General features: G+C 71.2%; 14 protein-coding genes, 1 tRNA gene and 1 pseudogene (1 of these 16 running past the window's edge). 6 read left to right on the top strand and 10 right to left on the bottom strand.

The features are described from left to right. Window positions 1-28: 28 nt before the first annotated feature. From WMF29_RS22560 to WMF29_RS22550, 3 genes are all read right to left on the bottom strand, one after another. Window positions 29-1,264 carry an MFS transporter gene (locus WMF29_RS22560; RefSeq protein WP_437330811.1) on the bottom strand — a complete coding sequence of 412 codons (1,236 nt, stop codon included), beginning with the start codon at window positions 1,262-1,264 and terminating at the stop codon, window positions 29-31. Window positions 1,265-1,413: 149 nt separating this feature from the next. Then, window positions 1,414-2,286, bottom strand: coding sequence for an alpha/beta fold hydrolase (locus tag WMF29_RS22555; RefSeq protein WP_437330810.1), 873 nt, complete (start codon window positions 2,284-2,286; stop codon window positions 1,414-1,416). 125 nt (window positions 2,287-2,411) lie between these two features. After that, window positions 2,412-3,818, bottom strand: coding sequence for an FAD-binding oxidoreductase (locus tag WMF29_RS22550; RefSeq protein ID WP_437330809.1), 1,407 nt, complete (start codon window positions 3,816-3,818; stop codon window positions 2,412-2,414). A 167-nt stretch (window positions 3,819-3,985) separates the two neighbouring features. Here WMF29_RS22550 and WMF29_RS22545 point away from each other — a divergent pair, with 167 nt between their 5' ends. The 3 genes from WMF29_RS22545 to WMF29_RS22535 all read left to right on the top strand — a co-directional run bounded on the left by WMF29_RS22545 (window position 3,986) and on the right by WMF29_RS22535 (window position 7,236). Beyond that, window positions 3,986-4,924: an alpha/beta hydrolase gene (locus WMF29_RS22545; protein WP_437330808.1), complete on the top strand. Its 939-nt coding sequence runs from the start codon at window positions 3,986-3,988 to the stop codon at window positions 4,922-4,924. 584 nt (window positions 4,925-5,508) lie between these two features. Beyond that, complete coding sequence (locus WMF29_RS22540; RefSeq protein ID WP_437330807.1) at window positions 5,509-5,952, top strand: hypothetical protein; 444 nt, start codon at window positions 5,509-5,511, stop codon at window positions 5,950-5,952. A gap of 459 nt (window positions 5,953-6,411) precedes the next feature. After that, window positions 6,412-7,236, top strand: a complete 825-nt coding sequence (locus WMF29_RS22535) for a CBS domain-containing protein (RefSeq protein ID WP_437330806.1) — start codon at window positions 6,412-6,414, stop codon at window positions 7,234-7,236. A gap of 22 nt (window positions 7,237-7,258) precedes the next feature. Here the strand turns inward: WMF29_RS22535 and WMF29_RS22530 are convergent, their stop codons facing one another. The 3 genes from WMF29_RS22530 to WMF29_RS22520 all read right to left on the bottom strand — a co-directional run bounded on the left by WMF29_RS22530 (window position 7,259) and on the right by WMF29_RS22520 (window position 12,453). Beyond that, window positions 7,259-9,022 (bottom strand): hypothetical protein, encoded by a 1,764-nt coding sequence (locus WMF29_RS22530; protein WP_437330805.1) that lies wholly within the window; start codon window positions 9,020-9,022, stop codon window positions 7,259-7,261. Between the two features lie 174 nt (window positions 9,023-9,196). Continuing rightward, window positions 9,197-10,279: an HmuY family protein gene (locus WMF29_RS22525; RefSeq protein ID WP_437330804.1), complete on the bottom strand. Its 1,083-nt coding sequence runs from the start codon at window positions 10,277-10,279 to the stop codon at window positions 9,197-9,199. Beyond that, on the bottom strand, window positions 10,276-12,453 hold the full coding sequence (locus WMF29_RS22520) for a TonB-dependent receptor plug domain-containing protein (protein WP_437330803.1): 2,178 nt from the start codon (window positions 12,451-12,453) through the stop codon (window positions 10,276-10,278). The genes WMF29_RS22525 and WMF29_RS22520 overlap by 4 nt, the downstream gene beginning before the upstream one ends. A gap of 469 nt (window positions 12,454-12,922) precedes the next feature. On the opposite strand from WMF29_RS22520, the gene WMF29_RS22515 reads away from it, so the two are divergent. Then, window positions 12,923-12,997 (top strand) — tRNA-Glu (locus WMF29_RS22515). An 85-nt stretch (window positions 12,998-13,082) separates the two neighbouring features. Here the strand turns inward: WMF29_RS22515 and WMF29_RS22510 are convergent. The 4 genes and pseudogenes from WMF29_RS22510 to WMF29_RS22495 all read right to left on the bottom strand — a co-directional run bounded on the left by WMF29_RS22510 (window position 13,083) and on the right by WMF29_RS22495 (window position 16,424). Next, window positions 13,083-13,718, bottom strand: a complete 636-nt coding sequence (locus WMF29_RS22510) for a Uma2 family endonuclease (protein WP_437330802.1) — start codon at window positions 13,716-13,718, stop codon at window positions 13,083-13,085. A 485-nt stretch (window positions 13,719-14,203) separates the two neighbouring features. After that, window positions 14,204-14,473, bottom strand: a pseudogene (locus WMF29_RS22505) (ATP-binding protein); the annotation flags it as partial. A 118-nt stretch (window positions 14,474-14,591) separates the two neighbouring features. Continuing rightward, entirely contained in the window at window positions 14,592-15,122 is a 531-nt protein-coding gene (locus WMF29_RS22500; protein WP_437330801.1) for a group II intron maturase-specific domain-containing protein, read from the bottom strand. 78 nt (window positions 15,123-15,200) lie between these two features. Further along, the gene (locus tag WMF29_RS22495) at window positions 15,201-16,424 is read right to left on the bottom strand and encodes an IS701 family transposase (protein ID WP_437330800.1); all 1,224 of its coding nucleotides are present in this window, start codon (window positions 16,422-16,424) and stop codon (window positions 15,201-15,203) included. 645 nt (window positions 16,425-17,069) lie between these two features. On the opposite strand from WMF29_RS22495, the gene fabD reads away from it, so the two are divergent. Together fabD and WMF29_RS22485 are read left to right on the top strand one after the other, a co-directional pair. Next, entirely contained in the window at window positions 17,070-19,490 is a 2,421-nt protein-coding gene (gene fabD / locus WMF29_RS22490; RefSeq protein ID WP_437330799.1) for an ACP S-malonyltransferase, read from the top strand. A gap of 79 nt (window positions 19,491-19,569) precedes the next feature. Next, on the top strand, window positions 19,570-26,161 hold the 5' end (the start) of the coding sequence (locus WMF29_RS22485; RefSeq protein ID WP_437330798.1) for an SDR family NAD(P)-dependent oxidoreductase. The gene runs 10,826 nt beyond the window's last position; the window shows 6,592 of its 17,418 coding nt (coding positions 1-6,592); it begins with the start codon at window positions 19,570-19,572; its stop codon lies off the right edge, out of view.

The raw sequence follows: 26,161 nt of genomic DNA, 5'->3' as shown, positions 1-26,161 counted from the left end.
CGAGCCGGGGCGCCGCCGCGCCCCGGCGCTATTCATTCCAGACCGGGACGCTGACGCGCTCTCCGGCGCTGCGCCGCGAGGCCGGGTCGTCGCCCGCGAAGACGACGGTGAACACGACGAACGCGGCCCACAGCACCGCGAGGTGGTAGATCATCGCGATGCCGCCCGCGGCCTGGTAAATGGCGCTCGACGCGGGAGGGCCGAGGAGCATCCCGGCGGCGTAGAAGACGTTGTAGATCGAGTTCGCGCGGCTGTAGTCGCGCGGCGCGGTGACGACGCCCTGGAGCGCCAGGCTGAGCGGCGATATCGACGCGAGCGTCGCCCCCGCGACGAACACGGCCACGCACATCGCGTCGTAACGATCGAGGTACACGAAGCCGAGGATCATCAGCGTGCCGATCGTGCCGAGCACGCGCATGAGCAGGAGGTGGCCGCGGCGGTCGCCGATCCGGCCAAAGACGTTGGTGAAGAGGAGCATGCCCACCGCGAAGTAGGCGGGGATCTGGATCGTCTGATCGCGCGTGACCCCCTTGGACGCCATCAGGTAGAGCGGGAGGAACAGCACGACCGACGCCTGGAAATACCCGTAGGCGAAGGTCGCGAAGCACGCGGTCTTGATGCGCCAGAGGATCGAGGCGGAGGACGACGAGGGATCCTCCGCGCTCGCCGCGCCGGCCTTCCCGTGGGCCTCGGACATGCCCGGCAGGTCGCGGTCGAGGCGCGCGAGCACGAGGACGGCCGAGAGCAGCGAGATCACGCACGAGAGGAGGAACGCCGCGGGCATCGAGGAGAGCGCGACGATGTGCGGCGCGCAGAGCGGCCCGAGGACGTAGCCCAGCGCCATCGAGACGGCGTAGAGGCTCGTGACGAACGCCTTGTTGTCCTTGTCCGACCGGGCGAGCAGGATCGTCTCGCAGCTCACCCAGATACCGACCGAGCAGGCCCCGTCGAGGAAACGCACCGCGGCGATGGCGGCGAAGCTCGGCAGGAAGGGGAAGGCGCCGACCGCGGCCGCGTACCCGGCCAGCGCGAGCATCAGCGTGGTCTTCGCCGAGAACCGGCGGATGAGCGTGTCCATCGGCAGCGAGAGCAGGACGATGCCGAGCGCGAAGCACGACGCGAGCAGGCCGATGTCGGTCTTGGTGAACCCGCGCGCATCGAGGAAGACCGCCGTGAGCGAGATGGCGATGCCGTACGCCAGACCGAGGAGGAAAATCGCGCCGAAGACGAGCCAGATGTTGCGATCGGGGATGCGGCGGAGCATGAGCGCCCGCCAGGTTCGATCGGTCGCTCCGCCGTGTCAAACGGGTACGTGCGGCAGAAAACGCGCCTCTCGGGCGGTCGCGTCGCGCCGCGCGCGCTCGCGCCGCAGCGAGCGCGTCAGCGGGGCGCGACCGCGCTGCAGCGAGCGCGTCAGCGCAGGAACTCGAGGAGGAGCTGATTGACCTTCTCGGGCCTGTCGTAGTGCACGAAGTGGCTCGCGTCGGGGACGCGCGCGACTCGGGCGTTCGGGACCAGCGCCGGATCCGGCTCGGCGAGCTCGGAGCCGAGGTAGCGATCGTGCTCGCCCCAGATCACCAGCGTCGGGGCGTCGATGCGGGGCGGCCTGCCAAGCCCGCGGAGGCTGGTCGGACGGAAGAGGGCGCGGTAGTAGTTGATCATCGCCGTGAGCGCGCCGGGCTGCGACCACGCCTCGACGTAATGGGCGAGATCCTCGTCGCTCACCGCGCCCGGACGCCGCGGGTCGTCCTTCACCGCCGCGCGTAGCCACGCGAAGCCGTCCCTCCGGGCCGCGAGCTCCGGGAGCTTCGGGAGCTGGAAGAAGAACATGTACCAGCTCTTGCGGAGCTGCTGCGCCGTGCGGAACCCGGCGAGCAGCCGCGCGGGGTGAGGGCAGTTGAGGACCACCAGCCGATCGAGGAGCGCCGGATACCGCGCCGCGAACTCCCAGGCGACGCCGCCGCCCCAGTCGTGGCCGACCACCGCGGCGGCGCGCTCCGCGCCCGAAGCCTGGATGAGCGCGGCCACGTCCGCGGTGAGCTCGTTAATCCCGTAGGCCGAGGCGCCCTCGGGCTTGTCCGAGAGGTTGTAGCCGCGCATGTCGGGCGCGATCACGCGGTAACCCGCCTCCACCAGCGCGGGTATCTGATGGCGCCACGAGTACCAGATCTCGGGAAAGCCATGGAGGAGCACCACGAGCGGCCCGTCGCCCGCCTCGACGTAGTGGAGGCGCACGCCGCCGTGCTCGGTGAACCGGTGCGAGAGCTTGGATTCGTCGAGGGTCATCGTCTCTCCTTGCGCTGATTCCATCGAACGGCCGCCGGCGCGCTGCCGTGCGGTCACGGGTTGAATCGCTGTTGCACCATGGGGGTCCGCGGGCGTGGCGAGCGAGGGGGCGAGCCGGAGGGCGCTCAGACGTCGATGATCTTGCCCGGGTTCATGAGGTTCAGCGGATCCAGCGCCCGCTTGATCGACCTCATGATCGAGAGCTCCTCGGCCGAGCGAGAGTAGGGCAGGTAATCCTTCTTGAGCAGGCCGATGCCGTGCTCGGCGGAGATGCTGCCGTGGTACTTCTTCACGAGCGAGAAGATGGCGTGATCCGCCTCGTGGGTGCGCTTCAGGAACTCCTCGCGCGTGAGGTCGTCGGGCTTCATCACGTTGATGTGGAGGTTGCCGTCGCCGATGTGGCCGAAGAGCGCGATCTCCCACCCTGGATAGCGGGCCTCGAAGAGGCTCTCGAGCTCGGAGCAGAAGCCCTCGAGCTCCTGGATGGGGAGGGACACGTCGTTCTTGTGCGGCAGCCCGGTCGCCGACAGGCTCTCGCTGATCCCCTCGCGGAGCGCCCAGAGCTCTGCGGCCTGCGCGCCGTGCTGCGCGAGCGTGCCGTCGGTGACCAGCCCGCGCTCGAACAGCGAGGTGATCCACGCCTCGAGCGCCTCGGGCTCGCCGCGCTCGACCTCGATGAGCACGTAGTAGTCCGACGGCGCGGAGAGCGGCACGCGCACGTTCCGGTGGCGGCGCAGGCGCGCCTGGCACTTCTCGGTGAAGAACTCGTAGGCCATCACCACGAACGGCCCCGTCCGGGCCTCGCGGAACAGCGCGAGCACGCCGGCGAGGTCGGGCACCGCGAACAGGAACACGTTGAGCGCCTCGGGCACCCGCGTGAGCTTGAGCGTCGCCTCGGTGATGATGCCGAGCGTGCCCTCGCTGCCGATGAACAGCTGGCGCAGGTCGATCCCCGTGTTGTTCTTCTCGAGCGCGCCGTTCAGCTCGATCACGGCGCCGCTCGCGGTGACGACGGTGAGGCCGAGGACCCACTGGCGCGTGAGGCCATAACGGATGACCTTCACGCCGCCGGCGTTCGTGGCGATGTTGCCGCCGACCTGGCTCGACCCCTTCGAGGCGAAGTCGACAGGCCAGGTGAGGCCGTGCGGCGCGACGTGCTGGTGCACCGCCTCGGTGACCGCGCCGGCCTCGACGCGCACGGTCGCGCCGAGGACGTCGACCGGGCCCATCTTGCGCATCCGCTCGAGCGACACGACGAGCTCGCCCTTCGCCGCCACGGCGCCGGCGGCGAGCCCCGTGCGGCCGCCGGAGGGCACGACCGGGACGCGGTGCTCGGAGCAGAGGCGGAGCAGCCGCGAGACCTCGTCGGTGGAGCGCGGGAGCGCGAGGGCCGAGGGCCTGGGCTCGTGGACCTTGGTCCAGTCGCGGCCGAACGTCGCGAGATCGGCGGCGTCCGTCGAGAGGAAATCCGCGGGGAACTCGCGCTGGACGGCCGCGAGGAAGGGGCCGGGGAGGCCGGGAAGCGGGGTCATGGCTGGGTCGGTAGTGCGGCATCGCCGGGAGGGCAAGGGCAGGCGGTCTTCGCCCTCACCCCGGCGCCGGCGCGCCGAGCGGGCCGCTTCGCCGGCGGGAGTCCTCGCGGCGCAGCGCCGTGCGAGCGTTGCGGCGCCACGACCGACAGGGCATCTTGGACGCGCGCATGGACAGGGCGGACCGCGCGGCAATCGTGGCGAGCATGGCGGTGCTCGCGCTGGCCGCGTGCGAGCGCGCTGCCAGCGAGGCGCCGCGTGGATCCAGCACCGCGGGCGCCGCCGAGGGCGGCGGGGGCGGCGCCGCCGCGGACCCGATCGAGGCGAACAGCGGCGGGTCGGGCGCGAGCGAGCAAGGGAACGCGGGCGGCCAGGGTGGCGGGAGCGGTGGGGGCGGCGCGGGCGGGGCGCTGAGCTGGGAGCCGGTCGAGACGGACTGGTGCTCGGCAGGGTGGATCGGCCTGGACGACCACACCTGCTTCCATGTGCCGGAGACCGCGCTCCGCGGCGCGCCGATCCTTTATGTGCTGCACGGGGCCATGGCGCCCGACTCGCTGCCCGTGGACCTCCAGGCGACCGCCGCGGAGGCCGCCGAGGCGCTCGGCGCCGTCGCCGTGTTCCCGCGCGGGAGACCAGGGCTCTGCACCTGGGATCCGTCCGTGGAGACCTACTCCTGCTGGCCAACGCGCCGCGAGACCGTCGACGCCGCGGCGCCCGCCCTGCTCGAAGAGTGGATGCGCGCAGAGGCGCTGATGGAGCGGATCCTCGGCGGGACGTTCGGCGGGCGTTATGTCATGGGCTTCTCCAACGGCGGCTATTTCGCGAGCTACGTGGCGCTCGAAGGCCTCGTCGCCGTCGACGGCGCGGCGCTCGTCGGCGCGGGGCGCATGGTCATCGAGGAGCATCTGTTCTCCGAGGAGAGGCCGCCGATCTACATCGCTGTCGGCGCGCTCGAGCTCGCCTCCACCATCGCGAGCGCCGAGAACCTCGCCGACGTGCTGACCCAGCACGGTTGGGAGCACGAGCTCGTGGTGCACCCGGAGCGCGGCCACGAGATCCACGCCGACGACTTCTCTCGAGCCTGGGAGACCTGGATCGCCGCGCCCTGAGCGGCCCCGCGCCGCCGCCGCGCTCGCCCGCCGTCGGCGGAGGATGGGCCGATTCGATAGGACCCCTGACGCTCGCAACGCGGGATGCCCGGAGCGTCTTTTTTGAGCACTCCTGCGTACACGAGCGCAGAGGAGATGGGCTGAGCGCGCCGAGCGGCGCGGCGCTGATCGCCTGAGGACGGCCAATGCATCTGCGACGCTATCGCTCCTTGTCTCATGTTGTCGGCGCGGAGGATCGACATCGTCGGAGACGCCTCGTCGAGGCGCGCCGCGCCGAATAATCCGCAGCGCGCGAAAGGCGTGTTATTGCCGGAGCCGCCGCGTCGCGCGCGGCGCTCCCGGCGGGCGCCGAGCGCGCCTGGAAGCGCCTTCTCTGCGCAGTGATCCGGCGCGAGGGGACGCGCCGGATCACCGCGGGGTCGTGCGCTGTTTAGGAATGTCGGTTTGTCGTTGCCTCGCGCCCGCCGCGCGCGCCCTTGGGCGGCAGGCTCTGCACACCAGCTCTCGGGCATGAGCGCTGCTCTCTCCGCAACCCGACTGGCGCGACGGTCTTGCAGACGTCGCGGGCAGGGCAAGGAGGAGAAATGATCGAGCTGTTGAATACCAGGTTGATGTGCGTCGCGATGGCGATGGCGGCGCTGACCACCGGGTGCGCGGTGGGCGTGGGCGACGAGGGCGTCGACGAGAGTGGCGCGGACGAGGCCGTGACGGTGGAGGAGACCTCCCAGGCGCTGTGCGGCGGCTCGCGGAGCTGCGGGGCCCCCGGCGGCTTCACCGACCCGAACTGGGGCTGGAACAACCCGGGCTGGGCCAACGGGACATGGGGCGGCGTCCCGGGCTGCGGCAACAACTGGGGCAACCTGGGCTGGAACAACTGGGGCAACCCGGGCTGGAACAACTGGGGCAACTTCGGGAACTTCAAGCCTTGCGGCTGGAGCCCCTGGGGCAACAGCTGGAGGCCGGGGTGCGGCGGCTCCGGCATCGGCGGCTTCGCCCCCGGCTGGGGCGGCGGCTGCAACAGGTTCTAGCCCACGGGCCCGGAGTCCATCCGCGGCGACGAAGGCGAGCGCGGGCCCTGGCTCGGCGCGTGACGGGCCCTCGGAAGGCGAGGGAGCCCCTGCGCGCCCCGATGCCTGAGCAGCGGGTCGTCTGACGGGTCGCCCCGGGGAAGTCACCGGGACCCTGGCCTCCGGGAGCTCGCTGCAAACGCGCAGCTCCTGGAGGCCAGGCGCCCCGGGGGGCCATGCGGCTGATGGCCACGTTCCGGGGCCCCCACCTGTCGCATTTTAGGACATCGCCGCCTGGCACGCCCACCTGGGTCTGGCGGCCCAGCCGCTGCCCAGCCCGTTGCACACCTCGGCGCAGATCGCGCGCCAACGCGCGGTGCCTGCGCGTGTGCCAGGCCCGGCAGCCCTCGTCGCATGGCGGATCGCTTCTTGCTCCCTCGAAGCGCGCCGGTTCGCCGGCGTCCTCGAGGAATGTTCGCCATGATGTCTTTTGCGACACCCGTCTCGCGTTACATGACCTGCGAAGTCATCGCGGCGTCCGACACGACGCCGCTGCCCGAGGTGCACCGCACGCTGGGCGAGCGCGCGATTTCCTGCGTTCCGATCCTGGACGCGGCGTCGCACGCGATCGGCGTGCTGTCCCGCACCGACCTGCTCCGGCTCGGCAGGTTCGAGACGAAGACGAACAGCCGAGGAATGCTGCTCACCTTGCCCGACGTCCCGGCGCGGGCCGTGCTGCGCCCGGGCATCATCACCGTCGGGCGCGCGACGCTCGTCATCCAGGCGGCGAGCGTGCTGCTGAAGCACCGTATCCATCGCGTGTTCGTCCGCGAGGACGAAGCCTTGACCGGCGTGTTCAGCACCAAGGATCTCCTGCTCTCCCTGGTCGAGGCGCGGGACCCGACGCCGATCGCCGGGCTCATGTCGGCGCCCGCGTACACGATCCCGCTCGACGCGCCGCTCGCGCTCGCCGCAGACCGGCTGACGACGGCGCAGGTGAGCGGGCTCGTGGTCGTGGATCCCGGCGGGTGGCCGGTGGGGATGTTCACCCAGACCGAGGCGCTGCTCGCGCACGGCGTGCTCTCCGATTCACCGGTCGAGGACGTGATGAGCCCGGCCATGGTCTGCCTCGACGTCCGGACGCCGCTCCATCGCGCCGCGGCCGCCGCGCACGCGGCGCAGGCGCGGCGCGTGCTGGTGGTGCAGGGGCGGCGGCTCCGCGGCGTGCTGACGGGGCTGGACTTCGCGCGCGCCGTCGCAGGGACGGGCATCATCTCCATGGCCGCGAGATCCAGGGCGGGATGACGCCCGCCGCGGGAGCGCGGCGTCACCGTGCGGCGCGGGTCGCCGTGCGCTCGACGACCCTGTCGGCGTCGCCGGTCAGGCGCGCGGCGAGCGCGCGGGCGGCGGCGGGCGAGGCGGACGCGACCCCCTGGACAGCGCCGAGCCGCGCGCGGCGCGGGAGGCGCGGATCCGCGGCGAGGGCCTGGAGCTCGGCGACCACGCGCGCCGAGGCGGAGGAGCGCGCGGCGGCGCGGCCCGCCGCGGTGAGGGCGCGCGCCCTCATGTACGCCGGCGCGCCGGGATCGCGGCCGACAGCGAGCAGCCGATCGGGGTCGGCGCCGCCGGCCGCGCGGAGCAGCTCGTCGAAATCCGCGCCTCGGGCCGCGCTCTGGCCGCAGAAGTGCCCCGCGAGCAGCGCCGCGGCGTGCGGCGGGAGCGCGGCGGTGGAGGCGAGGCGGTCAGGCGCAAACGAGCGAGCACGCTCGCCCGGAGCCGGCGGCGCGATGGGCGCTCCGCTCGCCGGCGTGTCCGCGTCGGCCGGGAGCGGGATGGCCGCCCCGCCGCCCTGCTCGACGATCCCGCGGTAGAGCGCGCTCGCCCGCACGATCGTCGTCTGTTGCGGCGTCAACGCACCCGAGAAGTCGCCCCCTGTCGGGAACATGAGATTCCCGAAATCCGGGCAGCGCTCCATCAGCGCATTCACGTCGCTGCACTGCGAGGTGTCGTCCAGCGGGTCGCCGAAGTCGGCGTCGAACTCGGTGGTGTGGAACAGCCCGGCGAGGTGGCCGAGCTCATGGCGCAGGATCACGGTGTCAACAGATGGCTCCTCGTAGAGCGTGACCACGATGCCGCTCAGGTGGGTGCCGTGCTCGACCGCGACCGCGGGCACGGCGGGCGTCACGCCGGACGCCTGCGCAAGGCTCCCCCCGAACGCCGTCACCGCGATCACGTTGAGGGCCGGCCTGCCGGGGGCGCCGGCCGTCTGCTCGAGCACGCCGGGGAGGACCTCTTCGTCGACGAACTCCCACTCCGAGCCGATGTGGTGGACGTTGATGCTGCCCACGCCGAGGCCCACGTACCCCTCGTATGCAGAGGTCAGCACGCGCCGCATGTACTGCTCGGAGACCGCGTCGCCGGCGATGAAGCCGTTGATGTCGATCTTCCCGCCGTGAAAGCGCCCGTCGAGCGTCTGGCGGTGCCACACCGTGAGGCGCGCCGGCTCTGCCAGGGGGCCGGCTCCGCCGTTGCCGAGCTTGACCCAGTAGACGCCCGGCGCGAGCGGCGAGGATGCGTCCGCGCCAGTCTGGGGGACGGCCGCCGTGCCGATGCCCTGATTGAAGAACGCGGCCATCGTGCCTGGGATGGTGTAGTCGGCCGCCAGCAGCCTGCCGTCGGGGTCGCGGATGCTCTCGATCCCGATCGGATCGAAGCTCGGCGATGACGCCATGATCTCGGCGACGGCCGTGAAGCCCAGGGTGCCCGGCTGGACGATGACCGGGATGGACCCGTCGACGCCGACGTTGTTGTGCTCTTCCTTGACGAGGGGCGGAATCGGTGGCGCCCCCCCCTCGCCGACGCTCCCGCCTTGACCGGCCCCGGAGGAGCCTTGCGGCGCGGCGCTCGTGGTGTCTCCCGAGCTCCAGGAGCCGCCGGTGCCGTCGGAGCCGTCGGGCGGCGGCTCGAACCCGTCGACCACCACCCTGCCGCCGCAGGCGCCCGTGACGAGGGCGGCGAGCGCGCCCGCGGCGAGGAGACCGCCACCGCGCATCTGCGTTGCCCGGCGCTCGCCGCCCGGCTTCCCGTCCACACGAGACGGATCGATGGCACTCGATGCCGGTGCAAGCGACGTTGACATAAGCATGCTCCTGCGTCGGTAAGGGCCCTCCCTCACCGCGCGCGCAGTATGCGCGGGCCCTCGCGCGGTGTCACGCGCTGCGCACGCTCGTGACCTCGGCGGGGTGTGCGATGGCGCATGCCGCGCTCATTCCACTTGCTTGACGCGCATTCTCACTCGACCTGGCGATGCTTCCGTTGCGCCCTCGAAGCGCTCGATGACGATCACGAAGCGCGATACGCCGTCCGCGCTCTGGACGAGCCACGCGGCGTCCCTGGCCGGCGCGGGGGGCGTCGCGCCGGGCTCGAGCCACCGCCCCGTGAAGGCGGTCGCGATGTGGTCGCCGCGGTACGGGACGGCGGGATCGGTGAGGGCCGCGTGGTCGGCCGCGTCGAACCGCGCCTGCTCCGACGCGGCGGTGCGCGCCTTGACGTCGGCGAGCTCCTCGGAGGCCGACGCCTCTGCCTGGAGGTCGGCGGCGCGCGTGGTCCCGGGGCCGCCGAGCTCGCCGTTGACGCTGACGAGCGATCTTCGGAAGCAGACGTTCCAATCGGTCGACGCGCGCGCCTCTTCCGGCGTGAGCATCAGCTGCCGGTTGCCCGCGAGGTCGAGGCAAGCGCTCGGCTCGGTCTCGACCGCGTCGATGCCGCCCGCTGTCGCGTCGAGGTCCTGAATCTCGACGGTCGGGCCGGAGCCGTCGGGGAGCACCTCGGCGTAGCGGAGCTGATAGAGCGCCGTGACCGGCGTCCCGTTCACCTCCCCGTAAAAGGAGGAGATCTGGAGCTTCCAGTACCGGCCCTCGTGCTCGATCGCGTGGACGTGGTAGCGGCTGAAGGCGACGTGCTCCTCGCCGTCGTAGGCGTACCAGCGCGAGAAGGCGCCGCCGGAGTCGTCCGTGAGCAGGAAGGGGGTGTTCGGCAGGTCGCCCGCTCTGTAGTCGTCGAGGCCGATAGGCAGGGCCCCGCCGTCGCCGGGGCCGCTGAGGCCGCTGTTGGTGAAGACGTCGTAGCCCGAGAGCGCGAGATCCCATTCGGTGGACGCCGCGCCGTCGCCTTCCGGGACCACGATCTCCGGGGTGGCGAGGTGGAGGAAGACGCGGCCGGCGGCCGGCACGTCGACCTCGAGGAGCGCGCCGTCGTTCGGGGGCTCGGGATCTCCGCTGGAGCTCCCGCCGTCGCCGCACGCCGGGGTGAGAAGGAGAAGCGCCGCCGCAACCGATCCTCTCGTCATGAGTCCTCCCACGGTAAGTCGGCGCGGACGCCGACGTAAAACGTGCGCCCCTCGAGGGGCCGGTGGTCGCCGCGGCGATCAGGGTCCTTTTGCGCGCCAAGCAGGTTCCTGACGCCGATATATGCCTGCGACGAGGGCCAGAGCGGCCGCGCGAGCCGCGCGTCGAGCGTGGTGAACCCGGGGGCGCGCACGTCTCTCGCCTCGCTCGGGTCTCTCTCGACGAACGCGCTGCTGATGGTCCGTAGGCGGGCGACGAGCTCGAACTGGAACGGCAGATCGGCGCGGAGCGCCGCCTGCGCCGTGTGCGGCGGTTTGCCGGAGAGCGGCTGTCTGGGATCGGCCGTGTCGTCGCGCGTCCAGAGGTAGGCGTAGCCGGCCTCGATGCGGAGCCACGGTGTGGCCTGGAGCGTGGCCGAGAGATCGAGGCCCGCGGTGCGCGCCTCGGCGATGTTCATGTAGGTGTACGTGTCGACGCCGGCGGAGGAGCCGAGGGGCTTCGGGTTGACGTCGATCAGGTTGTCGACCCAGTTCGCGAAGGCGCCGGCGCGCGCCGTGAGGCCCTCTCGGGGGATCCACGTGACATCGCCGTTCACGCCCCAGGACGTCTCGGGGGCGAGCGCCGGGTTGCCCTCGAGGATGTAGCCGAGGCTCGAGTGGTCGAACGAGAAGCCGAGCTCCTTCGCGCTGGGGGCGCGGAATCCCCGCCCGCCGGAGACGCGCAGGGTGAGGGACGGGGCGGGCCGGTAGGCGAGGGCGAGGCGTGGGGCGATGACGCCGCCGTAGCGGAGGCGGAGCTCGCCGCGGACGCCGGGCATGAGGGTGAGCTCGTCGGTGAGCTTCCACGCGAGCTGGCCGTAGAGCGCGGCGCTGCCGAGCCGGGTGTCGGGCACCTCCTCGATCGGCGGGGTCTCCTCGGTGCCCGAGGGGGTTACCTTGGTGATCTCGAGCACCTGGTCGAGCGTCTCCACCTCGGCGCGCGCCCCGGCGACCCAGGTGCGCGGCCCGTCGGCGATGGTGGCGATCGCCTCGTAGCTGTGGAGGGCGCCCGAGCGCTCGCGCAGCTCCTCGTCGGGCGAGCCGCGCAGATCGCGGCCGCTCGTCCGGAGGGCCCATTGCCGGCCCGCGGCGAGGCGCAGGTTCGAGCCGCCGCCGAGGTCGATCGTCTCGGCGAGGTGCAGGGTGACGCGGTCGGTCACCTCGGGGAGGTCGTAGAGGTAGGCCCCCAGGACGGGCCACACCTTCTGCTCGACGCCGTTCTGCTCGTCGTGGATCCATCGCGCGCGGAGCCGCACGTCGATGCCCTTGCCGAGCGTGGCGCCGGCGCGCAGGCCGAGGAGGCGCTGCGAGCGCTCGGGCAGGACGGTGGGGGCGTCGGCGCCCGCGCCGGGATCGGCGAGGTTGTCGCTGGGCTCGACGAGGGAGAGGCTGTCCTCCCGCTGGAACGAGGCGTCGGCGCTGACCCAGGCGCGCTCGCCGCGGTAGGCGCCCGAGCCATGGAGGACGAGCCCGGCGCGGCTCCGGCCTTCGAGGCGGGCGCGGCCGCTGAAGCCCGGGTGCTCGGGGGGCGCGGAGAGGACGTTGACGACGCCGCCGATGGCGCTCGTTCCGTAGAGCGAGCTTGTCGGCCCGGTGACGAGCTCGATGCGGGAGACGTCGCCGAGCGGGAGGGAGGAGAGGTCGATGGCGCCGCCGGCGTCGCCGATGACGCGCTCACCGTCCTCGAGGACGAGGACGCGGTCGAGGTCGAAGCCCTGGATCTGGATGGCGCTCGGGTTGCCGAGCGCGCCGTAGGCGCTCGGGTTGACCTGGACGCCGAGCTCGCCGTCGAGCGCCTCACCGACGTTGGTGGCGCCGCGGCGCTCGGCCTCGTCGCGGGTGACGACGCGCGTGCGCACCGTGGCGCGCTGGCTGCTCTCGGGGGTGCGGGTGCCGGTGACGACGACCTCGAGGGGGGGCGGCGCGGCGGGCGAGGGGGGAGGCGGTGGAGAGGAAGGAGGAGCAGCGGGAGAGGGAGGCGGAGGAGCGGGAAGAGGCAAAGAGGAACGGGGCGTGGCCGCGGGCTGCTCGGAAGGGAGCTGCGCGAGCGCAGGGCACGAGAACGCGGCTGGGACGAGCGCCGGGAGCGGGCAGAAGGCGAGCAGCGCGGCGCGCGTCAGGCGCCGACGCCGGGGCACGGTCCTCCCTGGGACAGCGGAACGGCAGGCTCGAGGCGCGGGGACGGCAGCATGGGGAGAGCTCGGCCTGTGCGGCGTTCGGTCGATGGGGTGAGGTGGGGTGGGGGATGGTCGCCCGATTCAGGGCGGTCGTCCAGCGGTTCGGGGGGCGTGCGGGCGCCGTGGGCGGGGTAGACGGCGTGCTGCGAAGCTGCTGCGAAGCGTGAGCAAGGGAGGAGCTCGCGTCGGGACGGAGGCTCGTGGCGGGCGAGCGGCGAGCGGCGATGCCGAGCGACCGACGCGTTGGCGGGTGGCCTGCGGTGCGCCACGAGAGGCCGCGCGGTTGGCGCGCGCCGCGGCTGCGGGGGTCGCGCGCGGCTGCGGGGGTCGCGGGGCGGGAGCGGGCCCGACGACGGAAACCCCAACGGGCGACGCGAGTTGGGCTTGCATTGCTCGACGACGGACGGTAGGGTCCCGCGCCGAATCGCCGGTCCCCATCGTCTAGCCCGGCCCAGGACTCAGCCCTTTCAAGGCTGCTACGCGGGTTCGAATCCCGCTGGGGACGCAATTCATTAATAATTTCAAGAGCTTGGCGACGCGCTGAGCGTCGGCTGGAGGTTCAGGTAGATGCCGCACGAAGCGCGGCAACGCTACCGGGCCTCCGTGTCTCCGAGAGCTCCTTCTCCGGATTCAGGACCGAGCAGCTCTACCTCGCTCCAGAGCGCGTCGAGATCGAGCGAGAGTCCCTCCAGGCCGGGAATACTGCCGACGATCCCGTCGGCCGCCGAGCGCGCGTGCACGTAGCGGCGATCGGTTCCTAGCTCGAGGAGCTCGAGCGTCCTTTCCTGCGGGTCGATGATCCAATACCAGCGCACCCCGAAAGATGCGTACTCGTGGAGCTTCTCGACACGGTCGCGTCGCGCGTCCCGCGGGGTAGGAGAGACCACCTCGACCATGATGTCGGGCGGAGCGTGGAGCGTTCCGCGCCGAGGTGGCTTGCGGCTCCGAGGCATGTACGCAGAGGCGTCGGGCTTACGGCCAGAGACAGCGCTCACCGCGTACTTCGCTTCGGAGCCCAGCACGAGCCCGCCCTGCGGGATGAGCCAGCCCCCGAGCACCCTGATCACCCAGGCCACGATCACTTCGTGAACGGCGTCAGGCACCTCTTCCTCCACGAGCCGCCCGTCGACGAGCTCGCCCGGTTCATCTTCAGGCAGACTGGTCCACTCGGCGAACGTGACCCTCCGCTCGACCGCGATCCCGGTGAGTGCGCTCTGGCTGATCACCTCGCCACGGTAGCACAGCGTTCCGCGTGCCGTCGTGTCGGCGTCGGAGCAGGGCGCCCCGAGGTCGAGCTCGGGGGAGCTCGGCGCCCCAGTCCCCAGCGCTGGCACCCCGTCGGGCCTGTCTGCTGAAGGGAAGCGGATGGGCGACGACTTGTCCTGGGCCGAGCGGTTCCTTGGCCCGCCAAGGGGCTCAAGTAGACAACGGACGTGAAGGACCTTGTTGCGGCTGGGTTCGTCCACGGCGCGCCGGGTGCTACCAGCAACCGCGGGGGACACATTGCTTGTCCGGCGAGTTTACGAGGTCAGCACGAGAACGGCAATCGATACCCAGGCTCGGTCACGCTCGAAACGTGGCGTCCGTGTTTTTGACTGTTGATGATCGCGGCAATCCGCGGGGGTTCGGTGAAGTTCACCGGTGAAATCCGCGCCCGGTGCCGGTGAGACCCGCATCCGACGCCGGTGAAGTTCACCGGTGAAGAGGCGGTTCAGTGCTTCTTGGCGCGGCGCTGCTTGATGCGGGAGGCGTTCAGCTCCTTGGCTTCCTTGAGCCGGTAGCTCTCGGCCTCGATCTCGATCACCTCGGCCCGGTGCACGAGCCGGTCGACGAGCGTGACGACGCAGGCGGCGTGTGGGAAGACCTGGCCCCAGTCGGAGAACGCCTTGTTCGTGCTGAGCAGGATCGGCTTCTGCGCGTCGTAGCGACGAGTGACGACCTCGAACAGCAGGTCGGCGTAGCGGCCATCGTAGGAGAGATGTCGGGTCGGGAGGGGGCGCGGTGGCCGGGTTTCCCCGGCTCCGTTTCCCCCTCCCGCCCGCCAAACCGGACGTGCACGTCTCCGCGCATCCGGCTTTCCACAAGCACCCGATGCCAGGTCAGGTCACGGCGAGATCCTCCTGGAGCGCCCCGAGGGAGGAAGGATCGTCGTACGCGCTGTTCGCGAAGCGGCCGACGTTGCCCAGCTCATCCGGATCCATCCACGGCAGGAGAATACGCGTGCCGCGATAGCGGTATCGCTCCACCCTGACGCGCGACGGCCGAAAGAGCTCGAGCCCTCCCTCCTGAAGCGTCCACCCCCCACCACAATACCGGCCCTTGAGATACTTCCACGTTCGCTTGGGGTGCTTCTTCCGCAGCCACCGGAAGACGCGCCACCAGGCGAAGTAATCGACGTAGGCCAGCGTGCGCTTGCTCGCGTCGTAGCGGAAGTACGTGGCCCAGCCCCTTAACACAGGGTTGAGGGCGTACAGGACCTCCTTCAGGGCCAGGTAGGTGGTCGAGCGGGTCGTGAGGCTTCTCACCTTGTGTTTGATCGCCTCTAGCACTACTGCCGCAGATTTGTCTCCGAGACGCCAGAGCTTGAGCTGCTCCGGTGACGACGGTGTCGATTGGGCCGATAACAGCAAGGGCAGCGGGGTAGCTATCGAACAAGAATGCGCGCTATAGCGAGGCGGATCGTAATGAATGAATCGGCGAGGTGCCGCTCAGGCCGCGATGTCGATCGCGTGGGCTGCAGCTTGCCGTCCTTGCGAGGGGGGAAAATGCCGCACACGTTCGGCGACGACGAACGCGTAGCAGCAGAGGACAACGGAGACGTGATGGTGCCAACCCACGAAGGACCGGCCTTCGAAGTGGTCGAGGCCCAGCTCCCCCTTGAGCTCTTCGTAGACACGTTCCGTTCGCCAACGCTCCTTGGCGATGCGAACTATTTGCTTCTTGCTCATTCTTCGCGGCAGCGTCGTCAGGATAAATTTCGTAGGCTTCGATTCTCCGTCGAGCCACTCCATCATGAGCCATACAGGTTCCTTGGCTGCAGGCGTCAGCCCATCGTCCTGCGCTGGCTTCACGCGCCGAAAGCAGAAACGCGAGGAGAGTTTGCCGCCGGTGCCCTCCCGCCACGTCACGCGTCGAAACGCTCGCGGGCCGAGCTGAACACCGAGCTCCTGAACGCCGATAGCGACTCCGCGCCGGCGTTCCTGCGCGTCCAGAAGCCACACCTGGGTGGGCCCGTGGATCCCGACGGCATAGTCGAAGCCGAGCAGGCGCACTGCGTCACGGAACGCATGCGATTCACCGTAGCCGCTGTCGGCCAGGAGGATGTCTCCGGCAATCCCATCGCGTACGGCCCGCTCCATCATGCCCAGCGCGAGGTCGATCTTGGTTTGGAACTGCAGACTCTCAGGGATCTTTGCCTTTGTTCGTCGCTCCGGGTCGTCGGTCCAACTGGTGGGCAGGTACAGCTCGAAATCGATCGGCAGATGCTCGGTTCGGGTCGTCACGCTCAAGCTGACGCCCACCTGGCAGTTGGCGATCTTGCCGGCCGAGCCCGTGTACTGCCGCTGCACGCCGACCGAGTGGCTGCCCTGCTTGAGGAAGCCCGTGTCGTCAATGATCCAGGTCGTTACCGGCTCTCGTTCGCTCATCGCCGCGAGCGCGTAGCGTGCAGCTACGCGCCGCACAGCACGGTCGTCCCACGCGGCCCGCCCCAAGAAGTGGAGCACCTTGTCGTGCGCGCCGCGCGCCCTCGTAGGATCCCCACAGGTCCGCGCCGCTATCGGCTCCGCGCTCTTGCGCTCACCTTCACCGAGCAGGCCGAGCGCGTACATCGCGAACGACTCGCGCTTGCGCTTGTCGCGCAGGCACGTCCCAACCTGGGCGAAGTAGGCTTCGAGCCGTGCCTCGGCCGCCGCATCCATCTCGTAGCTCATGCCCCCCCAATCGCACGACCACGATCCCGGGGGCCAAATTCACGGCAGTAGTGCTATCGACGGTCCCGATGCGGACGACGGCCTCGGCGCGCGTGGATACAGAAGAAATCAGGAGAGGAAATCGCGCCGAAATATGGTTGCGCTACTATGTTAGTTGTGTTGCATTTATGACCAAGATGCGAAATGTGGCGGCGCAGGATCGATGCAAGCTGCGCACCACGCAGCTCAGCCGCTCGACAGATGCGCGAGACCTGACCGAGCTGAATGTCGCAGTGTGTCCCACGTTGTAGGACGAACTGTTTGGCGAATATGTTCCTTGCATAGAGAGATTTCCGCTGTAGGTTAGGCGCCATGTGGTTGTAAGCTGGGAAACGGCCCTGAGGGCTCGACCATGACGTGCAGCGTCTGTGGGCAGCGCGTGTCGGCTCCGACGCTCGCTTGATGGTTTGTCTGCAGGCCAAGGAGTAGACATTGCTGTGGCCCATGGCGCTGTCCAGCGTCGATGGTGCCGCGCGCCCGGCCGCGCCCGGTAGCGCCCGCGAGGTGCCGCCGGAGACTATGCGGTGGTGCGCCACGAGGCCTGATCTCGTTGGTGCGAGGCGCCAGTCATGATGCATCCAGTGCTTTGCACAGCTGTGAGGGGTGATGGCGGTATTCGTTTTTCCCGGACAGGGAGCGCAACGCAAGGGAATGGGAGCGGATCTCTTCGATCGGTTCCGCCGCGTCATCGGCGCCGCCGACGAGATCCTCGGCTACTCGATCAAGGAGCTGTGCCTCGAAAACCCCGATCAGCGGCTGAATCAGACGCAGTACACACAGCCCGCGTTGTTCACGATCAACGCCCTCTCGTACTACCAGCGGATCGAGGACCAGGGGGTGCGGCCAGCGTACCTGGCGGGCCATAGCCTGGGAGAGTACAGCGCCCTGCTCGCCGCGGGCGCGTTCGACTTCGAGACCGGCCTCCTCCTCGTCAAGAAGAGGGGAGAGCTGATGAGCAAGGCCGACAAAGGCGGCATGGCCGCGGTGTTCGGCCTGCGCGAGGACGACATCCTCGAAGCGCTGCAGAGGCACGGGCTCCGCCGGCTCCACATCGCGAACCACAACACCCCCTCGCAGATCGTCATCTCCGGCGCGGCAGAGGAGATCCAGCGGGCCAAGCCCGTGTTCGACGGCATTGCGGGGGCGCGGTATGTGCCGCTCAACGTGAGCGGCGCGTTCCACTCCCCGCTGATGGAGGAGGCGAGGGAAGAGTTCGCCGCCTACATCGCGCGCTTCGATCTGCGGAACCCGGGCATCCCGGTCGTCTCGAACGTCACCGCGCGCCCCTACGTCGACGGGCGAGCGTCCCAGCTCCTCACCGAGCAGATCACGAGCTCTGTTCAGTGGACCGACAGCATCAGGTACCTCATGGGGCTCGGCGAGACCGACTTCAAGGAGATCGGGCCCGGTAACGTCCTGACGAAGCTCGTCCAGCAGATCAAGCAGGAGGCCACGCCGCTCTCGGCACCGCGGCCCGCAGGGGCGGGGCCGGCGGCCGAGCGCCCATCGCCGGTGGCCGAGCGCCCATCGCCGGCGGCCGAGCGCCCGTCGCCGGCGGCCGAGCGCCCGTCGCCGGCGGCCGAGCGCCCGTCGCACGCGGCGCCGCGCGCGATCGCGCCGGCGGCGGACGTCGCTGAGGGCTCGGGCGTCACGGCCGGGTCCCTGGGCGCGGCGTCGTTCCGATCGGATTACCGCCTCCGCTATGCCTGCATCGCGGGCTCCATGCGCGACGGCATCTCCTCGAAGGAGCTCTGCGTCCGCATGGGCAAGGCCGGCTTCATGGGCTTCCTCGGCACCGCCGGGATGACGCTGCCCGCGATCGAGAGCGCCGTCGGCTTTATCGAGCGTGAGCTCGGCGCAGAGGCGAGCTACGGCGTGGACCTCCCGTCGAACCCCGCCCTCCCCGAGGTCGAGGAGGAGATGGTCGACCTGTACCTCCGACTCGGCATCAGGAACGTGGAGGCGTCGGGGTACATCCAGCTCACTCCGGCGCTGGTGCGCTTCCGGCTCAAGGGGCTCGAGCTCGGCGCGAACGGCGCGATCCTCCGCAAGAACCGCGTCCTCGCGAAGGTGTCGCGCCCCGAGATCGCCCAGGCGTTCTGCAGCCCGGCCCCCGCGCGCATCGTGGAGAGGCTGCTCGCCGCCGGCAAGATCAGCGCCGCTCAGGCCGAGATGGCCAGGCGCTTGCCGATGGCGGATGACCTGACCGTGACCGCGGACTGCGCCGGGAGCTCGGACCACGGCGCCGCCGCCGTCCTGCTCCCCACGATGATCCGGCTGCGGGACGAGGCCGTGAAGCAGCATGGCTATGCGCAGACGATCCGGATCGGCGCCGCCGGGGGGATCGGCACGCCCGAGGCCGCGCTCGCGGCGTTCGTGCTCGGCGCCGATTACATCGTCACGGGCTCGATCAATCAATGCACGGTGGAGGCCGGCACGAGCGATGCCGTCAAGGACATGCTCCAGGGCGTCCACGTACAGGATACGGATTACGCGCCGGCCAGCGACATGTTCGAGCTCGGCGCGAAGGTCCAGGTCCTCAAGAAGGGCGTGTTCTTCGCGGCGAGGGCGAACAAGCTGTACGAGCTCTATCGCCACCACGGCGCGCTCGAAGAGATCGACGAGAAGACGAGCACCCACGTCCAGCAGAAGTACTTCAAGCGCTCCTTCCAGCAGGTATGGGAAGAGACGAGGGCGCTCCTGCGGGAGAAGAGCCCGCGAGAGATCGAGCGGGCCGAGCGCGACCCCAAGCACAGGATGGCCCTCGTCTTCAAATGGTACCTCGACCACGCCTTCAAGCTCGCGCTGCGCGGCGACGAGGGCAACAAGGTCGACTTCCAGGTCTATTGCAGCCCGGCGCTGGGCGCGTTCAACCAGTGGGTCAAAGGGACGGAGCTCGAGAGTTGGCGGAACCGGCACGCCGACGTCATCGCCCTCCGGCTGATGGAATCCACGGCCGCGCTGCTCGCTCACGTGGCCCAGCGCTATGCGCCCGCGCGCCCGTACGCAGCCATGAACGCTGCGTGAGCGGGGCCATTGCCAGGGATGCTAGCGGCGCCGCGGGCGCGGTGGCGCGCGCCCGGGCGCCGACGAGGGAAAGGTCGTGATGGACGGCGGATCCTTTGATCGTGAAAGTGACAGAGAAGATCGCTCCAGTGACAAGAAAGCAGCGCTCGTCGGCGCGCTCCGCCGAGCTGCCGCCGAGCTGCTCGGGCGGACGAAAGAGGATATCGACCCCCGCGTGCCGTTTCGCACCCTGGGGCTCGACTCGGTCGGCGCTGTCGCGCTCCTGAGAAGGCTGTCCGCCGAGATCGATCGCGCTCTGCCGCTCACGCTGCTGTGGTCGTATCCCACGCTCGAGAGCCTGGCCACGCACCTGGCCCGAGGGCCGGCGAAGGAGCGCGCCGCGGCCGAGGGGACGCCAGAGCGGCAGGACGAGCCCATTGCCATCATCGGCATGAGCTGCCGTTTCCCCGGCGCGGACGATATCGACGCCTTCTGGAGCGCGCTCTGCCGCGGCGAGAGCGCGATCCGGAGCGTGCCTCCCGACCGCTGGGAGACCGCGCCGGGAGGCGGCGAGGAGGGCGCCGCCCCTGACCGGACGAGCGCCTCGCGGTGGGGCGGGTTCCTGGATCGGGTGGACGGCTTCGATCCCCTGTTCTTTGGGATCTCTCCGCGAGAGGCGGCGGACATGGACCCGCAGCAGCGCCTCGCCCTGGAGCTGTGCTGGGAGGCCATCGAGGACGCGGGGGTCGTCCCGGCGACACTCAAGGAGAGCCGCACAGGGGTCTATTTCGGGGTCCTGTTCGGCGATTACGCCGCGCTCCAGAGCCGGCGCGGGATCGAGGCTGTGACGGCCTACTCGAGCACAGGGACCTCCCACTGCATCGTGGCGAACCGCGTCTCGTACTTCCTCGAGCTGAACGGCCCGAGCATGACCGTGGAGACTGCGTGCTCGTCGAGCCTGGTGGCCGCACACCTGGCGTGCCAGGCCATCCGCGCCGGGGAGTGCGATCTCGCCCTGATCGGCGGCGTGAATCTGATGCTGGCGCCCGACGCCGCGATCGGCATGCACAAGCTCGGCGTCATGTCGCCCACCGGCCGGTGCTGGACCTTCGACGCGAGGGCGGACGGGTACGTGCGGGGCGAGGGCGGGGGCGTTCTCCTGCTCAAGCCGCTGTCGCGGGCGCAGCGCGACGGGGATCGGATCTACGGCGTCATCCGGGGCAGCGCGGTGAACAACGACGGTCCGAGCAACGGGCTCACGGCGCCGAACCCGCGCGCGCAGGAGGCGGTCCTGCGCGAGGCCTGCGCGCGGGCGGGCGTGGCGCCGCGCTCGGTCCAGTACGTGGAGGCCCACGGGACCGGGACGGAGCTGGGCGATCCCGTGGAGGCGGCGGCGCTGGGCGCCGTCTACGGCGCCGGGCGCCCGGCGGAGGACGGCCTCCGGATCGGCTCCGTGAAGACGAACATCGGCCACCTGGAAGCGGCGGCCGGGGTGGCCGGGCTCATCAAGACCGTGCTGTGCCTCCACCGCCGCACGCTCGTGCCGAGCTGCAACTACGAGACGCCGAACCCGCACATCGACTTCGGCGCGCTCCGCCTGGGCGTGGTGACCGGGCTCGCGCCGTGGCCGGAGAGCGGGGAGGGACCGCCGCGCGCCGGCGTCAGCTCCTTCGGCTACGGCGGCACCAACGCGCACATGGTCCTGGAAGGCCTGCCCGAGCGGCCAACCCACCTGCTGCCCCTCGCCGCGGCGACGCCCGACGAGCTGGCCGAGGAGGCCCGGGCGTGGCTGCGCGTGCTCGACGGCGGCGCGCGCGATGTCCCCCTCGGCGAGCTCTGCGGGGCCGCGGCCTCGCGCGTGCGGGCCGCCCCGTGCCGGCTCGTGGCCGAAGGCGCCTCGCGCGACGCGCTGCGCGCCGACCTGAGCGCCCGCCTCGCGTCCGTCGCGTCCCTGAAGGCACCGCCGGGGGCCGCGCCGGAGGGCGCTGCCCGGCCGGTCTTCGTCTTTCCCGGGATCGGGCCGCAGTGGGCGGGCATGGCGCAGCGGCTGTGGATGGCAGAACCCGTGTTCCAGCAGGCGCTGGCGCGTTGCGACGCCGCGCTGCGCGAGGCCGCGGGCTGGTCGCTGACCGAGGTCCTCTGGGCGGACGCCGCCCGGTCCCCGCTGGCCGACCCGGACGCGCTCGAGGCCGCCTTTCCCGCGCTGACCGCGGTGCAGATCGCGCTCGTCGACCTGTGGCGCTCCTTCGGCGTCGAGCCCGCGGCGGTGGTGGGGCACAGCTCGGGTGAGGTGGCGGCGGCCTACGCCGCGGGGATCCTGAGCGTGGACGACGCGATGCGGGTCGCCCGTGAGCTCGGCGCGATCTACCAGCGCACCGTCGCCTCGGGGGACGGCGCGCTCGCGGTGGTGGGGGCGAACTTCGAGGAGGTCGAGCGCATCGCCGCGGAGCAGGGGATCGGCGGCGCCCTCCACCTGGCGGCGCGCAACGCGCCGGGCTCCTGCCTGATCTGCGGGGGGCGCGCGGCGCTGCAGCAGCTCCTCGGCACGCTGGAGAGCCGGGGCGTCTACTGCCACCGGCTCAACGCGATGAGCTCCCACTGCCCGCTGGTGGAGCCGTTCGCCGAGGCGGTGGACAGGCTGTCGGCGCGGCTGTCGCCGGGGCAGGCCGTGGTGCCGATGATCTCCACGGTGCGCGCCGGTCCGGTCGAGGGGGGCGAGCTCGGCTGGCACTACTGGCGCGACAACATCTGCTCGCCGGTGCGCTTCGACGAGGCGATGCGCGCGCTCGCGCTCCATCACCGGATCTACCTGGAGCTGAGCCCCCATCCCGCGCTGCTCCGGTACATCCCGCCTCATTTCGACGGCGCAGGGGAACCCCCGCTGGTCCTCGAATCGATGCGCCGCGACGAGGACGAGCACCGGACGATCCGGAGCGCGGCCGCCCGGCTCTTCGAGCAGGGTGCGGCGCTGCGCTGGGAGGGGCTCGAGTCCGCGGGCGATCGTCGCGTCCTGGAGCGAGAGCTCCTGGATGATGGGGGCGAGCGTCGGCAGGAGCCGCAGCCGCAGGAGCCGCGGCTGCTGCCGATCTCGGCGCACGCCGAGGTGGCGCTTGCGGACCTGGTCGGGCGCTACCGGGATCACCTCGCGAGGGCCGCGTGGCCCGCGCTGTGCGCCTCGGCGGCGCGGCGGCGCGCCCATCACCGCCGCCGCCTGGCCGTGGTGGCCGCGAGCGGGGCGGAGGCGGACCGCAAGCTCGGTGAGGTCCTGCGCGACGGCAGCCGCGTGATCGAGGGGGTCGCGCGGGGTCGGAGCTCGGCGGAAGGGCCGCCGCGCGTGGTCTTCGTGCTCCCGTCGTACGAGGCCGCGGGGGCCGGCGCGTCCAGCGCGGCGCGTGTCCTCTCCAGGTGGAGCCCGGTGTTCCGCGAGGCGCTCCTGGCCTGCGACCGGGCGCTCGCCGCCCATGGCTGCGGCGTGGTGGCGGAGCTCCTCGCCGAGGGGGACGCGTCGCGGCTCGCTCGCCCCGAGGTCGCGCACCCCGCCATCTTCGCCGTGCAGATCGCCCTCGTCGCACTGCTGCGCTCCTGGGGCGTCGTGCCCGAGGCGGTCGTGGGCGAGGGGCTCGGGGAGATCGCCGCCGCGCATCTTTCGGGTGCCCTGAGCCTCGACGAGGCCGCTCGCGTCGTGGGAGGCGCGGCGCTCGACGCCTCGCGCTCGTCGACGCGCAACCTCCGCGAGCCGAGCCGCCTCGACGAGGCGATCCAGGGCATCGCCCTCGGCCGGGACGCGCTGTTCCTCGAGATCGGCCCGGAACCGGCGCTAGCGGAGGTGATCCAGCGGAGCCTCCAGCGCGTCAAGGCGCAGGGCGTCGCGCTGCCTCTCCTGCAGGCGGGGAGAGACGAACGGGAGATGATGCTGCGCGCTGCGGGCGAGCTCTACTGCCGCGGGCTCGATCTGGACTGGTCGGGCCTTTACCCAGGGGGTGACCATCGCGTCCCGCTGCCGCGTTATGCGTGGCAGCGGCAGCGCTACTGGCTGCCCGACGCGCCCGCGCCTCGGAGCGCGCCCGGAGCGAGCGCCGCGACCGCGTCCGGAGCGAGCGCCACGACCACAGCGCCGCCGGCCGCAGCAGCGCCGCCGGCCGCAGCGCCGCCGGCCGCAGCAGCGCCGCCGGCCGCCGAAGCGAGCCACGCCGTCCGCTTCTATCACGCGACATGGCGGGAGGCCGGCAGCGCGGCAGGGGCGCCGCCCGAAGGGCCTGTGCTCGTTCTGGCCCGCGATCCGAGCGCGGGACGCGCGCTCGCCCGGCACCTGCGGGGACAACCCGTCGTGGTGGTGAAGCCGGGGGAAGCGTTCCTCCAGGAGGATGACACCACCTTCGCGATCGAGCCCCGGCGCGCAGACCATTACCGTCTCCTCGCGGAGAAGCTCCGGGAGCGAGGGGCAGCGCCGCGCCACGTGCTCCACCTCTGGTCCCTGGGCGCGGAGGCCGCCCGGGAGAGCCTGGCCGAGAAGCTCGACCGCGGCATCCACTCGCTCTTGCCCCTCCTCCAGGAGATGCGCCCGCGCGAGGGCGGAGCGCCCCTGAGCGTCCGTTATGTCTACCCCTCGAGCGATCGCGATCCCGGCCACGTGCACGCTGCCGTCGCCGGCTTCGCGCGGTCGGTTCGCCAGGAGAGCGACAGGCTCCGCCTCGAGATCGTCGGCCTGTCGGTCGGGGCGCATGAGGCCTTCCACCTGGACGCCTGGCTCGGGCGGATCGTCGGCGCGTGGGATGGAGGAGACGAGGTCGAGGTGCGCTTCGAGGGCAGCAGGCGCCTCGTCCGGAGGTTCGCCGCGCTCGATCCCGCCCTGAGCTCTGAAGGATCCGGCGCCCTGCGTGCATTCAAGGACGAGGGAGTCCACGTGATCACGGGCGGAGCAGGTGGGCTGGGCGCGCTGTTTGCTCGGCACCTCGCGCGCACCTCGCGCGCGCGCATCGCGCTCTGCGGGCGCTCGGCGCCGGACCCGCGCACGCAGGCCGTGGTGCAGGAGATCGATGCCCTCGGCGGACAGGCCGCGTACTTCCAGGCGGACATCAGCGACAGCGGGCAGGCTGCGGCCCTGATCCAGGCGGTCAAGCGCCGGTTCTCTCGCGTCGACGGCGTGATCCACGCCGCCGGCGTCCTCCGCGACGGCCTCTGCCTCTCCAAGACCCGCAAGGACATGGCCGAGGTGCTGGCGCCGAAGGTCCTCGGGACGCTGGCGCTCGACGAGGCGACCCGGGACGAGCCGCTCGATTTCTTCGTGATGTTCTCGTCGTTCGTGGGGGCGCTCGGGAACGTGGGGCAGAGCGATTACGCGTACGCCAATCGCTTCATGGATGAGTTCGCCGTGTGGCGGGAGGCGCAGCGGGCGCGGGGAGCGCGCACCGGAAAGACGCTCTCCATCGGTTGGCCCCTCTGGCGGGAGGGCGGCATGCAGATGGACCGGTCGACCGCACAGCGGCTCGAGCTTACGCTGGGGATGAGCCCGCTGACGACAGCGACGGGCCTCGACGCGTTCGACCGCGGCCTGCGCCTGCCCCACGAGACCTTCCTGGTCCTGGAGGGCGTGCCCGAGCGGCTCGACAGGGCGCTCGGCGTCGGCACCACCGTCCCGGCCGCGACGCCGCGATCGGCGCCGCGGCGGAGCGCGACCGCGGCGGAGGAGGCCGCGCTGAACGCGCGGTTCCAGGCGGAGCTGCTGGAGATCATCGGCGCGATCCTGAGCATCGCGCCGAGAGACATCGATCCGCAGGAGGAGATGAGCGCTTATGGATTCGACTCGACGACGTTCGTGGAGCTGACGAATCAGCTCAACACGTCGTACGGGGTGGACCTCACTCCGTCTGTCTTCTTCGAGCACCGGACCATCGGCTCCGTCGTCCGCACGTTGTGCGGAAGCCACGGTGACGCGATCCGGGCCCGCTGGTCGGGTCCGGCAGCGCGCGCCGGAGACGGCGCCAGCGGCGAGCCGCGCAACGAAGGGACGGCCCAGGGGGGCCCCCGGGTCGCCGGCGGCGCACCGCCGGCCAAGGCCGCGCCACGGCGTTTCCAGCCGGCTATGGCCGCCGGCCCCCTGGAGCGTGAGCCTATCGCCGTCATCGGGATGAGCGGGGTGTTCCCTGCCTCCGACAGCGTGGACGAGCTCTGGTCGCACCTCGAAGCGGGGCGCGATGTCATCGAGGTGATCCCCAGGGACCGCTGGAGCTGGGAGGAGCACTGGGCCTCTTCCGAGGAGCTCGACAAGACCGCTGTCCGCTGGGGCGGCTTCATGAAGCACGTGGATCGGTTCGATGCCGCGTTCTTCGGGATCTCCCCGCGGGAGGCCGCCCTCATGGATCCACAGCAGCGCATCCTGCTGGAGATCACCTGGAAGGCCATCGAGCACGCCGGGTACCGGCCGTCGTCGCTGTCCGGCAGCCGGACGGGCGTTTACGTGGGGATCGGGAACGCCGATTACCGCGAGGTGATGGCGAGATGCCTCGTGCCGGCCGAGGCGCACCTCGCTACCGGGGCGCTCAGCCACGCGATCGCGCCGAACCGCATCTCGTACCTGCTGAACCTCCACGGGCCCAGCGAGGTCGTGGACAGCGCGTGCTCCAGCTCCCTCGTGGCGGTCTGCCGCGCCGTCGATGCGCTCCTGGCCGGCGAGTGCGACACCGCCCTGGCCG

Source organism: Sorangium sp. So ce381, assembly GCF_051473845.1.
Lineage (GTDB): Bacteria > Myxococcota_A > Polyangia > Polyangiales > Polyangiaceae > Sorangium > Sorangium atrum.
The sequence above is the reverse complement of the archived record's forward strand: the minus strand, read 5'-3'. Positions and strand labels throughout refer to the sequence as shown.

Bases quoted from the DNA above. Each gene is read 5' to 3' on its own strand.
- WMF29_RS22495 (WP_437330800.1), bottom strand. From the start codon at position 16,424: ATGAGCTACGAGATGGATGCGGCGGCCGAGGCACGGCTCGAAGCCTAC.
- WMF29_RS22560 (WP_437330811.1), bottom strand. From the start codon at position 1,264: ATGCTCCGCCGCATCCCCGATCGCAACATCTGGCTCGTCTTCGGCGCG.
- WMF29_RS22535 (WP_437330806.1), top strand. From the start codon at position 6,412: ATGATGTCTTTTGCGACACCCGTCTCGCGTTACATGACCTGCGAAGTC.
- WMF29_RS22550 (WP_437330809.1), bottom strand. From the start codon at position 3,818: ATGACCCCGCTTCCCGGCCTCCCCGGCCCCTTCCTCGCGGCCGTCCAG.
- fabD (WP_437330799.1), top strand. From the start codon at position 17,070: ATGGCGGTATTCGTTTTTCCCGGACAGGGAGCGCAACGCAAGGGAATG.
- WMF29_RS22525 (WP_437330804.1), bottom strand. From the start codon at position 10,279: ATGACGAGAGGATCGGTTGCGGCGGCGCTTCTCCTTCTCACCCCGGCG.
- WMF29_RS22540 (WP_437330807.1), top strand. From the start codon at position 5,509: ATGATCGAGCTGTTGAATACCAGGTTGATGTGCGTCGCGATGGCGATG.
- WMF29_RS22555 (WP_437330810.1), bottom strand. From the start codon at position 2,286: ATGACCCTCGACGAATCCAAGCTCTCGCACCGGTTCACCGAGCACGGC.
- WMF29_RS22545 (WP_437330808.1), top strand. From the start codon at position 3,986: ATGGACAGGGCGGACCGCGCGGCAATCGTGGCGAGCATGGCGGTGCTC.